Genomic DNA, 15,968 nt, shown 5'->3' on the forward strand with positions numbered 1-15,968 from the left:
CCGTGAGGTCAGCGCAAGCGTCGCCAACCAAGCAGGCCCAACAGGCCCAGCATCAGGCCACCGATCACCCCGCCGCTGCCGCTCTTCAGCGTCGCCGAGGTAATGCGGTAGTCCGCCTCTGCCACTGGCGACACGTTCAGGCCTGCTCGGTAGGCCACCACTTTCAAAAGGGTGTTCTCGGTGAGCAGCAAATGCGTGTTGTTGGCGACATCGGTGCCGTGGGTGGCGGTCGGTGTGCTGCCGTCGGTGGTGTAACGCAGGCGGGCATCCAGCGTGGTGCTTTCCAGACGCACTTGCACGCCGCCCGCATAGACGCCCGCAGGCGGTGTGAAGCGTGGCGTTTCCGCATCATGGCTGGCTTCCATCACCAGCGGGCAAGGTGTGAGGCACGGCGCCACCGGTGTTACCAATGTGCGGTAATCCACAGCCGATATTTCCAGTGCATCTTCCGCGCCGACGACACTGCCGGGGGCGATCAGGGCGAAGGCCCCCAGCGCATCGGTGCTGGCGAGGAAGCGACCCTCGTCATCTTCCAGCGGCAGCATCGGATCGCCAGCCGCACCGCGCAGCAGCGTCACGCTGGCGCCAGCCACGGGCTCGCCCACTGGCCCGGTGACCGTGCCCTGGTAGTGCGCGCTCTGTTCTGCCCGCAGGGTGGCGGTGCCCTCGGGCAGGCTGCCAGTGCTGGCTGTCAGCTGGACGTCGCGGCTGGCCGCCAGATCATCCAGCACACTGAGGTTGAAGAGTGCCGGGTTGCCCTGGGCCGGTGCATCCCCGGCAAGCTCGGTGCCGCTCGCCAGCACCAAGCTGGTCGCCACATCCGGGTGCACGGTGATGGGGCTGCCGGCGGTCGCGCCGCTGACAGTGATCAGGGTGTGATTGCGAAGCGGATCACGGCTGAGCAGCTGCGGCCGCGACACGGTGACATGCAACGGTACCTGCACGCTCAATGCTTGTTGCCAGCCGGTTCCCTGATCGGTAACGCTGATGTCGTAGACGCCCGCGAAGGCACCGGTGGCCGGCACTGTGAACGGGTAGTCGCAGCTCGCCAGCCCGCAGGCCAGGGTGTCGAGCACACGGAAGCTATCGGGGCCGCGTACATCAATGGCGTAAGCAGCGCCTTCGCCGCCGCCGATACGCAAGGTGCGGCTATCGCCGGGTACAAAACCGCCACCGTCCGGATCGGTGACGGACAGCGGTGGGTAAACGATGACGAGGGTTTGCTGCCAAGCGCTGGCAAGGTGCGTGGCACTGCCGGGGAATCGGGCGCGCAACAACAAGTTGCCGTCGCTACCGCTGGCCACCAGATCTATTCTGGCGATCCCTGCGTCCAGCGCTATCGTGCCGACAGCTGCCCAGGCACCGTCACGATAGACTTCGAAGTCGATCCCTCCATCCGGCAACGCCCCGCTGGTCAGTGCTTCAGCGAACACGCTGAACGTGCTGCCCTGCGACACTGGCCCTGAGTTGGTCAGGGCGAGGTCGGTAGCCAGTTGCTGGTTCTCGAGGCTGAAATCCTGCGCCTGAGCGACGCCGCTGGCGTTGGCAGTGACCTGGTAGCTGCCCACCACCCCGTTCGCCACGGCGTGCAACGCTGCGCGACCATCGGCATCGATCGTGACCCGCTGCACTGGCGGATGCAGGCTGGCGCCGCTGGCCGGTGCCACAAACTCAAGGTGCCCACCAGCCACCGGTTCACCCACGGCGCTGATGACGCTCACCGCCAGCGGTGCAGAAAAGCCCGCGCCGATGGGCGTCTGTTGCTGATCGCCGTCAAGCAGCTTCAGCGTGAAGCCTTGCGACTGGATGGCGCCCGCATCGCACCGATCCACTCTGGGCACGCCGCGCTGATCGGCGATGCCGGGCACGGTGCTGCACGCACCGATGGCGGCACTGCCCGGCAGTAGTGCGTAGTAGGCCAGCGCGCCTTGCTCATCTGCGACCGGCGCCAGCAACGGATCACCGTCTTGCCCGCCGTAGCCGCCGTCGCTGATCAATGAGTCTCGAATGTCGGCGTCTGCCGGCAGGCCGTGCAACAGCTCGGCCGGGTCGATGTCGTCACCGCCCGTGATGATGCTGTTGGCCAGCTCCAGCCCTGCCCACGGTGCATTCATATAAAGCGCCGATGCCTGGGGTGCCTGATTGCCGATCACGGTGGCGTGGTGCAGGCGCAGCCCGGCAGCGGGGCCTGCAGGATGGGTGGGGTCGTCAAGCCGGGCATCGTGATAGGCGATGCCACCACCAAACAGCCCGGCGCTGTTGCCGGCCAAGGTGATGTTGGTGAGTTCCGTGGGGTACACGGCACCTGCGGAGGGCGCCGGTTCCGCTATCCAGATGGCGCCACCGCGAGCGGCGCTGTTGCCGGTGGCGACGACATTGTGCAGCGACAACGGGCCTGCCCGCAGACCAATGGCGGCCACGGCCCCGCCGTTCTCTCCGGCGTGATTGTTGCGCAGGCGCACGTTCTCCAGCGTCACGTCACTGTCGGACATTAACAGACCCGCGCCAGAATCGGCGGTGTAGCCATCCTTCAACAACAAGTGACGTAGCACGGCGCTACCACTTTCCACCCGTATCAGGCGGTGGCTCCCGGCCCCGTTGATTTCGATATCAGCGCCAGCGCCGTCAACGGTCAGGCCGGTCAGCAGCAGCTCGCTGCCGGGCCTGATGGCAGTGGCCTCCCGGCATACCAGGCCGGGGCTGAAGCGGATGGTGTTACCGGCGACAACGTCAGGCAGCAGCGCGGCGAGCGCGCCTTCGCCAGCGTTGCCGCATTGGCTCACGGTCCACTCGGCATCGGCCGCGGTGGTAACAGTGAAAGTGCGCGTGATGCTCGCCGGCTGATAGTTGGTTGTCCCTGCCTGGGTGGCGGCCACCGTGACCCTGCCTGGGCCGGTGATCGTCAGGTTGTCGCCATCCAGTTGCGCAGGGCCGCTCTCGACAACGAAATTGACGGGCAAGCCCTCACTGGAGGTTGCCGAGAGCGCCATGCTGAACGGGCTGCCTGGGTAGCGCTGGTCATCCAGCGGTGCGAACGAAAGCGTTTGCGCGGCAGGCGCGACCACCAGCGTTTGCGTGGCGCTGGCGGGCTCGTAACGGCTATCGCCCGCCTGACGGGCAGTGATGACAGCACTGCCGGCACCGTGGATGACGGCGTTATGGCCACTGATACTGGCCACATTGGTGTCACTGCTTTCAAAGGTAATCGGCAAACCGGTATCGCTGCTGGCGACGAGCGCTACCGGGGTATCACCAAATGTGGCAGGGCCGGGCACCGCAAAGGTGATGCGCTGCTCCACCCCCTGGACAGTGATTACCTGTGACACGGGCGTGGCGGCATTGTGGCTCCAGCTGCGGCCCGGCTGCGATGCGGTGAGCGTGGCAGAGCCCGCGCCAGCGACGGTCAGCGTATTGCCCGAGACGGTAAAGACACTGTCGTCCGAGCTTGTCAGGGTCACAGGGAGACCGGCACTGGAACTCGCTTGCACGGTCATCGGCAACGTATCGAGCGTGAGCCGGGGCAACGGCGCAAGCGTCAGCGTCTGCTCGGCCTTGTGAACTATATGCTCCCGGGTGCCCGAAAACCCATATGCGTCGTCACCGCGAATATAGGCTCTGAACAGATTCGCGCGCGCGCTGTAATGATTGCCATTGAGAGGCAGCTCCGCAACGCCGTCGGTAATGGGCACGTTGCCGACGGTGATCCATTCTCCTGCGCCAGGGTAATGTTCAAAGGTCACCGTCAGGCCTTCTATCGGCGGCGGCTCGTCGAGCACTGCGGCGATCTGGAAGTCTTCGCCAAAGACGCTCTCTCCGACCAGCAGAGACATCTCTATGTAGTGGCGCACCGTGAATGGCGAAGAGTGCGTGCCGCCCTGGATAACGTCGCCCCCCGACACGGTTACGGTATTGGTCGGTGTCTTGCCTGCATCGACCGCGATGATGACGAACATTTCGATGGCTGGATACCTTGCACCAGGCACCAGGGGGTCACTGCGGGTGCAGACTACGGGCGTCACGCTACACGACCAACCGTCCCCACGCACCTCACGCGCAGTGACACCGCTCGGCAGTGTATTGGTGACGGTGACCAGTGCCGACGGGGTAGCGCTGTCGCCGCTATTCCAGACGTTCAACGTGATGGGGCCGCCGTCACGGCCGTAGTAGAACTCACCATGCCTCTGCGTGACGGAAAGCGTGGGCGTATCGGCCGCGTTCGCCATGACACTTTCAGTCATATTCGACTGTGCCAGCGCACTGGCGCCGAGCAACAACACACCTGTCAGCCCTGCCAGCCACCGCGCCCCTGCGGCTGTTTTCAGACCGGAATTCCCTGCCCCCATCGTTGCGATCCTCATTCTGTCGCCCTGAATCAAATATGCCTGTGCTACCTCACGCCTTGAGACGTGACGAAAAAATACCCTGCAACGCAATACACAAAGACAGGCCCGGAACGGGCTGCCGGTTACTGTGCGGCAAACCCTGGCCTGCCGCGCCCAAAGGCCCCTTGACGGTATCGGGCACTGCACTGGAAACGCTCTCGACATCCCTGGCAGGCACGCGAAAATGACTGGCGCGCCTGAGCCCGTGTGAGCAGTGATCGGGAGCGCTTGATCCGGTGCGCCTAGCTGCTGTGGAAGGCCAGAGCAGACGTGCATACGCCGGGCTGCTTTGCCCTTCGAGGCGACAGCCGAAGCCCGCGTAACGGCGCGCATGATCCATGGCTATGTTGAGCAAGACCGGCGAACTGATCTGTTTCGCAACGGTTTGCTGCATCTGATTCAGCGCGTGGCCACTGCCGCGCCCGCTGGCTGTGGAACAATCGCCGCCACCACCCGCGGCCTGCGCAGGAAACTGGCGCTCAGTCAGGGGCTCGGCATGATCCCGACCCGAAAGGGAGCGCACATCATCGTGCGGCGAAAGGGGCTCGCGTGCGGAAAAAGAGTCGCGTGTCGAAAGGGAGTCGCGTGCCGAAAAAGAGTCGCATGTCGAAAGGGAGAGACGGGCCGAAAAAGAGAGACGCGCCGAAAGAGAGCACAACTCATTGCGTGTCGAGCGGTGTAGCGAAGCAAAAAATGGCGTGTCCGCATCGCTCGCCGGCCGCAGGGATGCTCTCCGCGATAGACATACCCCAGCCCCCGGCATCTGTGCTCTCCCCCGCCGCGATGGCTGTCGTTCTATGGTTTTCCTGGTGCTCAGGCACGGATCGAAAGTGGAGCAGCATAGGCTCCCGCGCGGAACATATCAGGAACGCGAAGCGGGTGTCTATCTTCATGACGGCCGGGCCGCCCAACGGTCATCAAGTGCCGTTTGGCCAGCCAGGAGCGGGGCATCCTGATAGCACAAAGCCCGCCGAAGGCGGGCTTTGTGACAGGTCGAATCAGGCTATGTGTCATACAAAGTGCTATACGAACTCTTCGCCTTTCTCCGCCTTTTCAAGCAGCAGCTTCGGCGCCGTGAAGCGATCACCATACTTCGCTTTCAGCTCTTCGGCGCGTTGCACAAAGCCGCGCAGGCCACCTTCGTACTGGTTCATGTACTGCATCACGCCGCCTGTCCAGGCCGGGAAGCCGATACCGAAGATGGAGCCGATGTTGGTGTCACCAACGGATTCGAGCACACCTTCTTCAAAGCACTTCACCGTCTCGATGGCTTCGGCAAACAGCATCCGCTCCTGCATATCCTCGAACGGAATTTCCTTGTCGCCACCGAAGGCCTCTTTCAGGCCCGGCCAGATATGCGGCTTGCCGTTTTCCGGATACTCGTAGAAGCCGGCGCCATCCAGCTTGCCGGGGCGCTGGAACTCATTGACCATGCGATCCATCACCGCCAGCGCCGGGTGCTTGATCGGCTCCTGGCCGGCTGCCTTGGCTGCGGCTTCGTATTCGCCGGCAATCTTCAGCGAGAGCTTCATGTTGATCTCGTCCATCAGCTTCAGCGCGCCAACCGGGTAACCGGCCTGCGTGGCGGCTTGCTCGATGGACAGCGGGCTGATGCCCTCGCCCACCATGGCAATCGCTTCGTTGATGAAGGTGCCGATCACGCGGCTGGTGAAGAAGCCACGGGAATCGTTGACCACAATCGGGGTCTTCCTGATTTGCAGGGTGTAGTCGAACACCTTGGCCAGTACTTCGTCGCTGGTGTTCTTGCCACGGATGATTTCCACCAGCGGCATCTTGTCCACCGGGCTGAAGAAGTGAATACCGATGAAGTTCGGCTGATTGCGCACGCCTTCCGCCAGGCCGGTAATCGGCAGCGTGGAGGTGTTGGAACCCAGCACGGCATCCGGTTTGACCACGTCTTCGATTTCCTGGAACACCTTGTGCTTCAGCTCGGTGTTCTCGAACACGGCTTCGATCACGAAATCCACGCCGGCCAGATCTTTGGCATCGGCGGTGGGTGTGATGCGGGCGAGAATTTCCTCTTTCTTCTCGGCGGTCATCTTGCCCCGGGATACTTCCTTGTCGAGCAGCTTGCGAGAATAGTCCTTGCCTTTCTCGGCGCCTTCGATGGACACATCCTTCAGCACCACTTGAGCGCCAGAGCGTGCGGTGACGTAGGCAATACCTGCGCCCATCATGCCGGCACCCAGCACAGCCACTTTTTCTGCGCGGTATTTCGGCACATCTTTCGGGCGGCTGGCGCCCGCATTGATCGCCTGCAAGTTGAAGAAGAACGCAGTGATCATGTTCTTCGCCACCTGGCTGGTGACCAGCGACACAAAATAACGGCCTTCGATGATGGAGGCGCTATCGAAGTCTACCTGTGCGCCTTCCACGGCGGCCGCCATGATGGCCAGCGGTGCAGGATAGTTGGCACCCTTGATCTGCTTGCGCAGGTTGGCCGGAAACGCCGGCAGGTTCATGGCGAACGCCGGGGTTTTCGGATCGCCACCGGGAATGCGGTAGCCCTTCACATCCCAAGGTTGTTGCGCTTTCGGGTTAGCCTTGATCCAGGCACGCGCCTTCGCCAGCATGTCCTCGCGGTCGTCCGCGAGTTCGTGGATCAGGCCCACGGATTTGGCTTTCTCGGCCTTCATGCGCTGGCCTTGCATCAGCACGTTCATCAGCGCGTTCTGAATGCCCAGCATACGCACCACTCGGGTCACGCCACCGCCGCCCGGCAGCAAGCCGAGGCTGACTTCCGGCAAGCCGAACTGTGCTGATTTGTCGTTGATGGCAACGCGGTAGTGGCAAGCCAGCGCAATTTCCAGGCCGCCGCCCAGCGCGGTGCCGTTGAGCGCCGCAACAACCGGCTTGCCCAGCGTTTCGATGACACGCAGCTGGCGCTTGATCTCGGTGACGCCCGCCAGAAAACGTGGTGCATCTTCCTTGGTGGCTTTCAGCAGATCGCGCAGATCGCCGCCGGCAAAAAAGGTTTTCTTTGCCGAGGTGATGATGATGCCGGCAATGTCGTTCTTTTCTTTCTCCAGACGCTCGACCACGGCTGCCATGGAACGGCCATACAGCTCGTTCATGGTATTGGCGGACTGGTTCGGATCATCCAGCGTCAGGGTAACGATATTGTCCGCGTCTTTTTCCCAACGGATAGCGGTTTGTTCACTCATGCTCTTTCTCCGGATTCGTTCAACGCGGCTTTTTACAAACGCTCGATGATGGTAGCGATACCCATACCACCGCCCACACACAGGGTGCACAGGCCGTAGCGCAGGTTACGGCGCTCCAGCTCATCCAGCACGGTGCCCAGAATCATGGCACCGGTGGCGCCCAGCGGGTGGCCCATGGCGATGGCGCCGCCGTTCACGTTGACTTTTTCCGCCGGCAGGTCGAGATCTTTCATGAAGCGCAGCGCAACGGATGCAAAGGCTTCGTTGATCTCGTACAGATCAATCTGCTCGGCTGTCAGGCCAGCTTTCGCCAGCGCCTTTTTCGCCGCCGGGCCAGGGCCGGTCAGCATGATGGTAGCGTCGGCACCGCTGATGGCGGTGGCCACGACACGCGCACGCGGCGTCATGCCGAAATCCTTGCCCACCTGCTCATTGCCGATCATCACCAGCGCTGCCCCATCGACGATGCCGGAGGAGTTACCTGCGTGGTGAACGTGATTGATTTTCTCGACCCAGTGGTATTTCTGTAGCGCTACCGCATCGAAACCACCCATCTCGCCCATCATGGCGAAGGAGGGTTGCAGCGTGGACAGCGACTCGACGGTGGTACCCGAGCGGATGTGCTCGTCATGATCCAGAATGACGATGCCATTCTGATCCTTGACCGGCACCACGGACTTCTTGAAGTAGCCTTTTTCCCAGGCTTCGGTAGCACGGCGCTGGGATTCCACGGCGAAGGCATCCACATCTTCACGGGAAAAACCTTCCAGGGTGGCGATCAGATCCGCGCCAATGCCCTGCGGCACAAAGCCAGTGCGATAGTTTGTCACCGGGTCCATGGCCCAGGCGCCGCCATCGGAGCCCATCGGGATGCGGCTCATGGATTCCACGCCACCCACCAGCACCAGGTCATCCCAACCGGAGGCCACTTTCTGGGCGCCGGTGTTCACGGCTTCCAGCCCGGAGGCGCAGAAACGGTTAAGCTGGTAACCGGCAACCGTATCCGGCAGGCCCGCTGCCAGTGCGGTAGTCTTGGCGATACAAGCGCCCTGATCACCGACCGGGGTAACGACGCCTAGCAGAATGTCGTCGATCCGGTTCGGATCCATGTTCGGGAAGCGGGCCTGCAATTCGTGCACCAGCCCCACGGTCAGATCCAGGGGTTTCACGGTGTGCAGGGAGCCGTCTTTTTTACCCCGGCCACGGGGAGTACGAATCGCGTCGTAAATATAGGCTTCGGTCATGAAAGAGGTCCTTTCGCCTTGTCTCAGCTGATGATGTCGATCGCACGGCAGGGTTCGCCGAGTGAGGGCACCTACCTTGCATCAGCGGCGCTACGCCGACAATGACAGGAGTGCTCAAACGCACTGATCAGATCGGCTAATCGCCGCGTGTAGAAAAAATGTAGAAAAACCAGCCACATGCAGGGCCCGCCGAACAACCACCAACAGCTGTCGCAGCGGCGTTGACCCACCACCGGGGCGCGGCATACTGTGCGCCCTGTGCCCCCGGGAGGGGGCGGCCATTACAGCACGAGGAGAAGACCATGCGCGCTGCGCTTGATTTCAGCACATCCATGCTTGCCACGCTCAGTGAGCAGGGCCGCGGCGTTCAGAGCCGCGCGGCCGGGCGCCAGCCGAGCGAGCTGTTGGAGCTGTATGACATGGAGGGCTGCCCGTTTTGCCGGCTGGTGCGCGAGGCGCTGACCGATCTTGATCTGGATGCGATGATTTATCCCTGCCCCAAAGGCGGCACCCGCTTCCGGCCATTGGTAGAAAAACTCGGTGGGCTGACGCAGTTTCCGTTCCTGATGGACCCCAATACGGACGAAGCCTTGTACGAATCGGCGGATATCATCGCCTATCTCTATCGCGAATATGGCAGCCGGCCAGCGCCGCGCCAGTGGCTGACACGCTCCGTGCATACTGCCGGTTCGTTCGGCGCCTCGGCATTGCGCCACGGGCGCGGCCTGCGTGCGCAGGACGGCCAGTTGCCAGCGGAGCCGCTGGAGCTGTACAGCTTTGAAGCCAGCCCGTTCGCACGCCCGGTGCGCGAGCTGCTCACGGAGCTGGAACTGCCTTATATCCTGCGCCAGATGGGCCGCACCCAGGCCGCCGACTGGCTGCTGCCGGCGCTGCGCGAGCGCGTGGCGCCGGATTATGTACCCACTCAGCGCAATCGTGCTGCGCTGCTGGCACGCACCGGCCGCGTGGCGGTGCCTTATCTGATTGACCCGAACACCGGCACCGAGCTGTTCGAATCTGCCGATATCCTTCGCTACCTGAACGAGCAATATCGTTGAGCCCGCGCCGGGGCAGCTAGCGCTGCCCCGGATCCACCCTGCCCCGCCGACAGGCGCAAAGCCGAGGCGGCGGATACTGTCACCGGATAACGGCGAAACGGATGCTGACAGGAAAGCGGAAAGCGTCAGAGCAAAACCGAAGGTGTCAAAATAAAAAAGCAGCCACGGCGAAGAAAGCGCCCCCGGTAACGAAAGCCACCCTCGGCGAGCCCGCCAATACGCTCGTCGCTAACGGCCTTCGTCGGGCGGTCCATCCTCCGCACCTGCAGCGGCTTCTTCCTCCTGCTCCGGCAGCGGCTCGATCTGTTCCGGATCAATCACCAGCATTTCCAGTTTGTCGGCCAGATCCCATTCCGCCGGCTCACCCGGATGGTGCTCCTCGAATTCCTCGTTACGCGGATCAAGCTCCATCAGCACCGGCGTGGTCACCGGGCCCACCGAAACGTATTCGCCCTGATCCTCCAGCGGCACTTCATCGCTGGCGCGGAACAGGTATTGCACCGCGATACCACTCAGCAGCAGCGCCAGGCCAATGAACACGAACAGCGCCGCATGGCCAAATATCCCCATCATCGCCGCGCCAACCAGCGGCCCCACCATGGTGCCCACGCCATAGGTGCGCAACATGCCGGCACAGGCGGCAACCAGCTGATCGTTCGGCAATTGGTCATTGGTGAGCGCAACACTGACCGGATACATGCCAGTAGCCAATGCGTACAGCGCGCCGGAGAACAGGAACATGGCATACAACGACGCGCCACCCAGCAGCGCTGTCCCCAGCGCCGCCAGCGCACCGCTGAACAGCAACACCGTGAGCACCGGCAGCCTGCCCCAGCGATCCGATAACCAGCCCGCCGGCCATTGCAGCAATACCGCACACAGCACGCTGAAACCCATGTAGCGGGCGACCAGCGTGACGTCAAGCCCTGCCTTGAGTGCATAAACGGGCGCCATGGCGGCAAAGCCCCCCAACGCGACCCCCGATGCCAGCGCGCCGGTGGTGCCGGCCGGCGCCATCTTCAACAACCGGCTCCAGCCCATGCTTTCGGTGGTCGAAGGCGCGGTCGGTATCAGGCTTTGCGTCAGCGCCAGCGGTACCAGCGACAGCACGATCAGCATCGCCACCACCGAATAGGCAACGAATTCCATCGGACTGCCAAAGCCGACCAGCATCTGACCGACCGCCGAGGCGAAATAGAAATTGATGGTGTAGATGCCGAGCAGCTTGCCACGGGATTCATTGGTGGCGCGATCGTTGATCCAGCTTTCGGTCACTGTCATCAAGCCAGCCAGACAAAAGCCCACCAGCAGCCGCATCAGCGCCCAGGCCGGCACGCTGATAAACAGTGGATGAGCAAGAGTGGTAGCGCAGGCCAGCGCAGCGAAGACCGCGAACGCCCGAATATGCCCCACCTTGCGGATAACATTGACCCCATAGATGGCCCCGAGCACGAAACCACCGGAATAAAACGCCATCACCACGCCGAGCAACAGCTCGGGGACGTTCTCCATATCCAGGCGCAACGCGATCAGGGTGCCAAGCATGGCGCTGCCGCTTACCAGCAGCGCCAGGCTCATGAACAATGCAACGACAGAGACCAGAACAGCTTTCATGCGCGCCAGTCTAGCAGTGCGCCGCCACGCATCGCGAGCGCCCGCCGGAAAGCGGTGTAAAAAGTTTTAATGCTGCGGGCTGGAGGCGCCATCAGACCGCCAGCCCGAGCCGGCGCGCTTCCATGCGCCGCAGAAACTCCAGCATGATCTGGCGATACAGATCCTCGCCCAGCCAGGCATCTTCCACGCCGCTATCCACATTCGGGTTATCGTTCACCTCCACCACCACCACGCGGTCACCGGATTGCTTGAGATCCACGCCATACAGGCCATTGCCCATCAAGCGCGCTGCCTTGAGCGCCGTGCGCAGCACTTTGCTCGGCACCTCCTGCACCGGCAAGGTGCGCGCACCGCCGGAATCAGTGCGGGCGCCCTGATGGTGGTAAATCTGCCAGTGCCCCTTGCTCATGAAATACTGACAGGCGAACAGCGGCCGGTTATTCAGAATGCCGATGCGCCAGTCGTAATCCGTGTACATGAACTCCTGCGCCAGCACCACGGCACTCTGCTTGAAGTATTCCACCAGCGCGGCATCGAGCGCCTCGGCAGAATCCACTTTGCTGATCCCACGCGAAAAACTGCCATCGGGAATCTTCAATACCACCGGCAGGCCAAGATCATCCACCATGCCCTGCACATCATGCCGCCCACCCCGAAACAGAAAGCGCGTCTTCGGCACCGGCACTTTATTGGCCTGCATCAGCTCGGCAAAATAAATCTTGTTGGTGCAACGCAAGATAGAGCCGGGATCATCCATCACCACCATCCCCTCCTGCTCCGCCTTGCGCGCAAATTGATAGGTGTGATGATCAAGCGCCGTGGTTTCACGAATGAACAACGCATCGTATTCCGCCAGCCTGGGATAATCCTCTCGGCTGATTTGCTCCACATTGATGCCCAGCCCGGCCCCGGCGCGTACAAAGTTGCGCAACGCCCGCTTGTCACTCGGCGGCAGCTTTTCGCTGTCATTGACGAGCATGGCCAGATCATAGCGATACTTGCGCCGGCTGCCGGCACGGCGCCAGACACGGGCGTTGAATGCCTCCAGCGCCGCCGCAAAAGCATCTTCCTCACGGCCCTTGAGCTGGTGCAGGCCCACCGGGCGCACCGATTCCACCGCCCAGCTGTCGCGGCGCCGGAAGGTCAGTTGCAGGATCGGGCACGGCAGCTGATCGAAAATCTGCCGCGCCAGCTCGGTCAGCCCGGCGTGCTCGGTCTGGCCGAAGTAAATCTTGATGGTGAGCTGATCGCCATCCTGCCGGCGCCGCTTCATGGCTTTGTCCAAAGCAGCTTCGAACGACTCGAAATGCAGCCCGTAAAGCGCCTTGCGCGACAGATCATTGACCGTGCGCACCGAGGGCAGCACACGGTGATCACGAGCTTCCGCCAGCAGCGAGCAATAGTAGCCAGGGCTGAGGTAACGGTAGTGGCGGCAAAGATTGATGACATGCACCCGGCCAGCCGGGAAAACAGTGGTGCTGTCGAGATATTCCTGAGCGGTCATCAGGTGTTTGGCGGGATAATAAGCGGCCCAGTCTCGGCGGTCTTCGACCACCAGAATCACATTGGTCATGGCACTCCTTGCAGCACCAGAAAGGTAACGATTGCCTGCACTTTATGGGATCGCCGCAACAACCGCCAGCACCATCGGTAGCGGCCTCACGGCCCGTGGCAGAACCCGCCCGACAACAGCGATAGCATCGCCGGGCAGTGAGACTTTCCTCCTGTGAAAGCTGCGCTTGCTCCGCTAACCTGCCACTTTTGGTCAGAGCCTTTTTCGCCATGCAGGAATCCCCTTACCAGCCGCCGCAAGCGCCCCTTGCCACGGCCTCTGCGGCGGCCGCGCCGAATGGCGTGCGCCTGTATCGGGAGTCCGGCATTTTGCTGGCCACCCTGTTCTGCGGCATCGCCGCCGGTGCACTGCTATTGGGCATCAATGCGCAACGGCTCGGGCAGCCCGGTGTGCTATGGCGCTATCTGGGCTGCGGGCTGGCAGCCACGGTGGTGGTTATAATCGCCTCGCTGGTATTGCCGCAAGCCGTGCCGGCCCTAACGTTCAATGCGCTGCAATTGCTGTTGATACTCTATGTGCTGCGCCGCACCCAAGGTGCGACGCTGGCGGCTCACGCGGACAATATCGGCGCGTTCGAATCCAACTGGAAAGCGGTGGGGCTCGCGGTGCTGGTGCTGATAGCACTGTGGACGGTGGTGTATGGCGGCATACTGGCATACGACGTACTGACCTGGGAGCGCGCGTGAGGCGGGTTGCCAGCGCCCGGCCAGCGCGGCAGACTGCGGCCAACCACAGAGGAAACTGCCAAAGCATGTTCGCAGCCCGCTTTTTTCTGCTCTGCCTGCTGCTAGCCCCGGCCACCCTGCTCGCCGAGGCCCCGCAGAGCCTGACGGTGCGCGCCACCGCCTACAACTCCCTCCCCGGCCAGGGCGTGGGCGATCCCTCCATTGGCGCCTGGGGCGACCGCCTCGAACCCGGCATGAAGGCCATCGCCATCTCCCGCGACCTGCTCGCCGCTGGCCTGGGCCACCGCAGCGTTGTGCGCATCGACGGCCTGCCTGGAGAGTACCGCGTGCTCGACAAGATGAACGCACGCTGGCAACGGAAGATCGACATCTATTTTGGCGAAGATCGCGAGGCAGCGCTGGAGTGGGGGAATAGGCGGGTGACGATTCGCTGGGATTGAACCTTCGATGGCCGGTGCCACCTCGCCGAAGGCGACATAGGAATCGGCGCGCGCAACCTGCTGACAGCGAGCAATCCAGAGCATTTTGCCAGTTCCGGGCTTAGGCCTCGGGCTGGACTTTTAGCAAAATTTACGCCACCTTTTACTATCCACGTTATCCATTATGGCCCCGCAAAGCGGGCAGGAGTGACCGATGAGCCTCTGGAAAGCGCTAGGCCTGGCACCTAGCGAAGCAGACAAAAGGCTTATAAAGCTAGTCTCCCAATCCTATGAATCCGTGCGCGTGGTTGGCCGGGGTACAGTGAAGATCGACCCGCACGAAGTCAGCCAGACCAGCGAATTCAGAAAAGCTCGCGAGCAGGCAAAGGCCATCGTGGCGCGAGCCTGAAAAACACTACCGAGGGCAAGGATGCTCTTCTTACTTATATTTCCCGTGCTCGTTGCTGGCTTTCTCGCCTGCCATATACATCCATATCACTTCTATAAGCTGCATCGATACGAAGGGCAGTATCTCTACCTGAAAAGTGCCGAGATGGGCCTGAAATGCTTCGGATTGGCATTTCTCGTGGCTGTGGCTACACATTATCTGGCTCCCGATGAGGCGGCTATAGGGCACCAGACGTTTAGTCTCGACTTTTCGTCCTGGCTGGCTGGGGCGATGGTTGTGATGGGAGCGGAGAACAATCACGAAGCATCAAAAATGGCCTGGTTCTTCATCCTTTCCTCACTCACGTTCTTCTCCGCTGCTCTTCTGAAGTGGTGGGGGCATCTTCACCTGCGGCTACGTTTCGGAGCCTGGGATAGTCGCATTTACGTAATTGGCGAATTATTGGAAGACAGCCCACTGGACAACCTCCTTTTCAACCTCTCACTTCACAAAGACAAGTATGTGATGCTGACGTTAAGCGACCGAAAGGTCTACGTAGGCAAGGTCATCAGCCTCGGGGAACCCACAGAAACCAGCGGGATGGATAAAGATATCTCTATCATGCCGCTCATGAGTGGGTACCGCGACAAGGACGCTCTCAAAGTCACCTTCACGACGTTTTACGAAGAGGTGGAGGCTGATATTTACCTGTCATTGCGGCAGGATGCCATTATTTCCGCCAGCGAGTTTGATTTTGTGGCTTATCGCAAATGGAACCCGCCTGGCGAGGATGTTGCCACGGGCAGCACCGCTGCCGGATAGCAGTCCCTCCGGTTTGGCGGGGGCCTCTGTATCCCCCACCATCGCTTCACATGTTTGCTGGGTGCTTCGCCAGATACAAAAAAGCCCGCCAGTGGCAGTAGGAGGTGTGGCAGTGAGGCGTCGGTCGGGATTGGCTCGCGCTGCGCGCTCGGGGCTGCGCCCCGTCATCTACGATGACGCCCTGCGCCGCCTGCGGCGGCTGGTCGAACGGGGGTTCTCATCAAAGCATCCCTCACCGCCAGATACAAAAAAGCCCGCCTGTGCCTGTAGCGGGTACGGCAGTGAAGAATCGGTCGGGATTGGCTCGCGCTGCGCGCTCGGGGCTGCGCCCCGTCATCGGCGATGACGCCCTGCGCCGCCTGCGGCGGCTGGTCGAACCGGAGGGTTCGAACCAAATACTCCCTCACCGCCAGATACAAAAAAGCCCGCCAGTGCCTGTAGCCGGTGTGGCAGTGAGGCGTCGGTCGGGATTGACTCGCGCTGCGCGCTCGGGGCTGCGCCCCGTCATCTGCGATGACGTCCTGCGCCGCCTGCGGCGGCTGGTCGAACCGGAGGGTTCGAACCAAATACTCCCTCACCGCCAGATACAAAAAAGCC

The 15,968-nt window shown here is 62.0% G+C and carries 10 protein-coding genes; 5 read left to right on the forward strand and 5 right to left on the reverse strand.

The features are described 5' to 3' along the window. Window positions 1-8 precede the first annotated feature (8 nt). From MU846_RS13815 to MU846_RS13825, 3 genes are all read right to left on the reverse strand, one after another. The gene (locus MU846_RS13815) at window positions 9-4,343 is read right to left on the reverse strand and encodes a choice-of-anchor Q domain-containing protein (RefSeq protein WP_246953740.1); all 4,335 of its coding nucleotides are present in this window, start codon (window positions 4,341-4,343) and stop codon (window positions 9-11) included. A gap of 1,061 nt (window positions 4,344-5,404) precedes the next feature. Beyond that, a complete protein-coding gene (locus MU846_RS13820; protein ID WP_246953742.1) occupies window positions 5,405-7,567 on the reverse strand; it encodes a 3-hydroxyacyl-CoA dehydrogenase NAD-binding domain-containing protein in 2,163 nt (720 codons plus the stop codon). A 32-nt stretch (window positions 7,568-7,599) separates the two neighbouring features. Beyond that, window positions 7,600-8,811 carry an acetyl-CoA C-acetyltransferase gene (locus tag MU846_RS13825; protein ID WP_246953744.1) on the reverse strand — a complete coding sequence of 404 codons (1,212 nt, stop codon included), beginning with the start codon at window positions 8,809-8,811 and terminating at the stop codon, window positions 7,600-7,602. Between the two features lie 302 nt (window positions 8,812-9,113). On the opposite strand from MU846_RS13825, the gene MU846_RS13830 reads away from it, so the two are divergent. Further along, a complete protein-coding gene (locus tag MU846_RS13830; protein ID WP_246953746.1) occupies window positions 9,114-9,869 on the forward strand; it encodes a glutathione S-transferase N-terminal domain-containing protein in 756 nt (251 codons plus the stop codon). Between the two features lie 228 nt (window positions 9,870-10,097). On the opposite strand, the gene MU846_RS13835 is transcribed toward MU846_RS13830, so the two are convergent. Together MU846_RS13835 and MU846_RS13840 are read right to left on the reverse strand one after the other, a co-directional pair. Continuing rightward, window positions 10,098-11,483 carry an MFS transporter gene (locus MU846_RS13835; RefSeq protein ID WP_246953748.1) on the reverse strand — a complete coding sequence of 462 codons (1,386 nt, stop codon included), beginning with the start codon at window positions 11,481-11,483 and terminating at the stop codon, window positions 10,098-10,100. A gap of 91 nt (window positions 11,484-11,574) precedes the next feature. Continuing rightward, window positions 11,575-13,056 carry a RimK family ATP-grasp domain-containing protein gene (locus MU846_RS13840; protein WP_246953750.1) on the reverse strand — a complete coding sequence of 494 codons (1,482 nt, stop codon included), beginning with the start codon at window positions 13,054-13,056 and terminating at the stop codon, window positions 11,575-11,577. 209 nt (window positions 13,057-13,265) lie between these two features. On the opposite strand from MU846_RS13840, the gene MU846_RS13845 reads away from it, so the two are divergent. The 4 genes from MU846_RS13845 to MU846_RS13860 all read left to right on the forward strand — a co-directional run bounded on the left by MU846_RS13845 (window position 13,266) and on the right by MU846_RS13860 (window position 15,371). Next, window positions 13,266-13,742 carry a hypothetical protein gene (locus MU846_RS13845; RefSeq protein WP_246953752.1) on the forward strand — a complete coding sequence of 159 codons (477 nt, stop codon included), beginning with the start codon at window positions 13,266-13,268 and terminating at the stop codon, window positions 13,740-13,742. A 65-nt stretch (window positions 13,743-13,807) separates the two neighbouring features. Further along, on the forward strand, window positions 13,808-14,182 hold the full coding sequence (locus MU846_RS13850) for a 3D domain-containing protein (RefSeq protein WP_246953754.1): 375 nt from the start codon (window positions 13,808-13,810) through the stop codon (window positions 14,180-14,182). 193 nt (window positions 14,183-14,375) lie between these two features. After that, window positions 14,376-14,570, forward strand: coding sequence for a hypothetical protein (locus MU846_RS13855; RefSeq protein ID WP_246953756.1), 195 nt, complete (start codon window positions 14,376-14,378; stop codon window positions 14,568-14,570). Between the two features lie 21 nt (window positions 14,571-14,591). Continuing rightward, window positions 14,592-15,371 (forward strand): hypothetical protein, encoded by a 780-nt coding sequence (locus MU846_RS13860; RefSeq protein ID WP_246953758.1) that lies wholly within the window; start codon window positions 14,592-14,594, stop codon window positions 15,369-15,371. Window positions 15,372-15,968 lie beyond the last annotated feature (597 nt).

The organism is Alcanivorax quisquiliarum (genome assembly GCF_023051175.1).
Taxonomy (GTDB): Bacteria; Pseudomonadota; Gammaproteobacteria; order Pseudomonadales; family Alcanivoracaceae; genus Isoalcanivorax; species Isoalcanivorax quisquiliarum.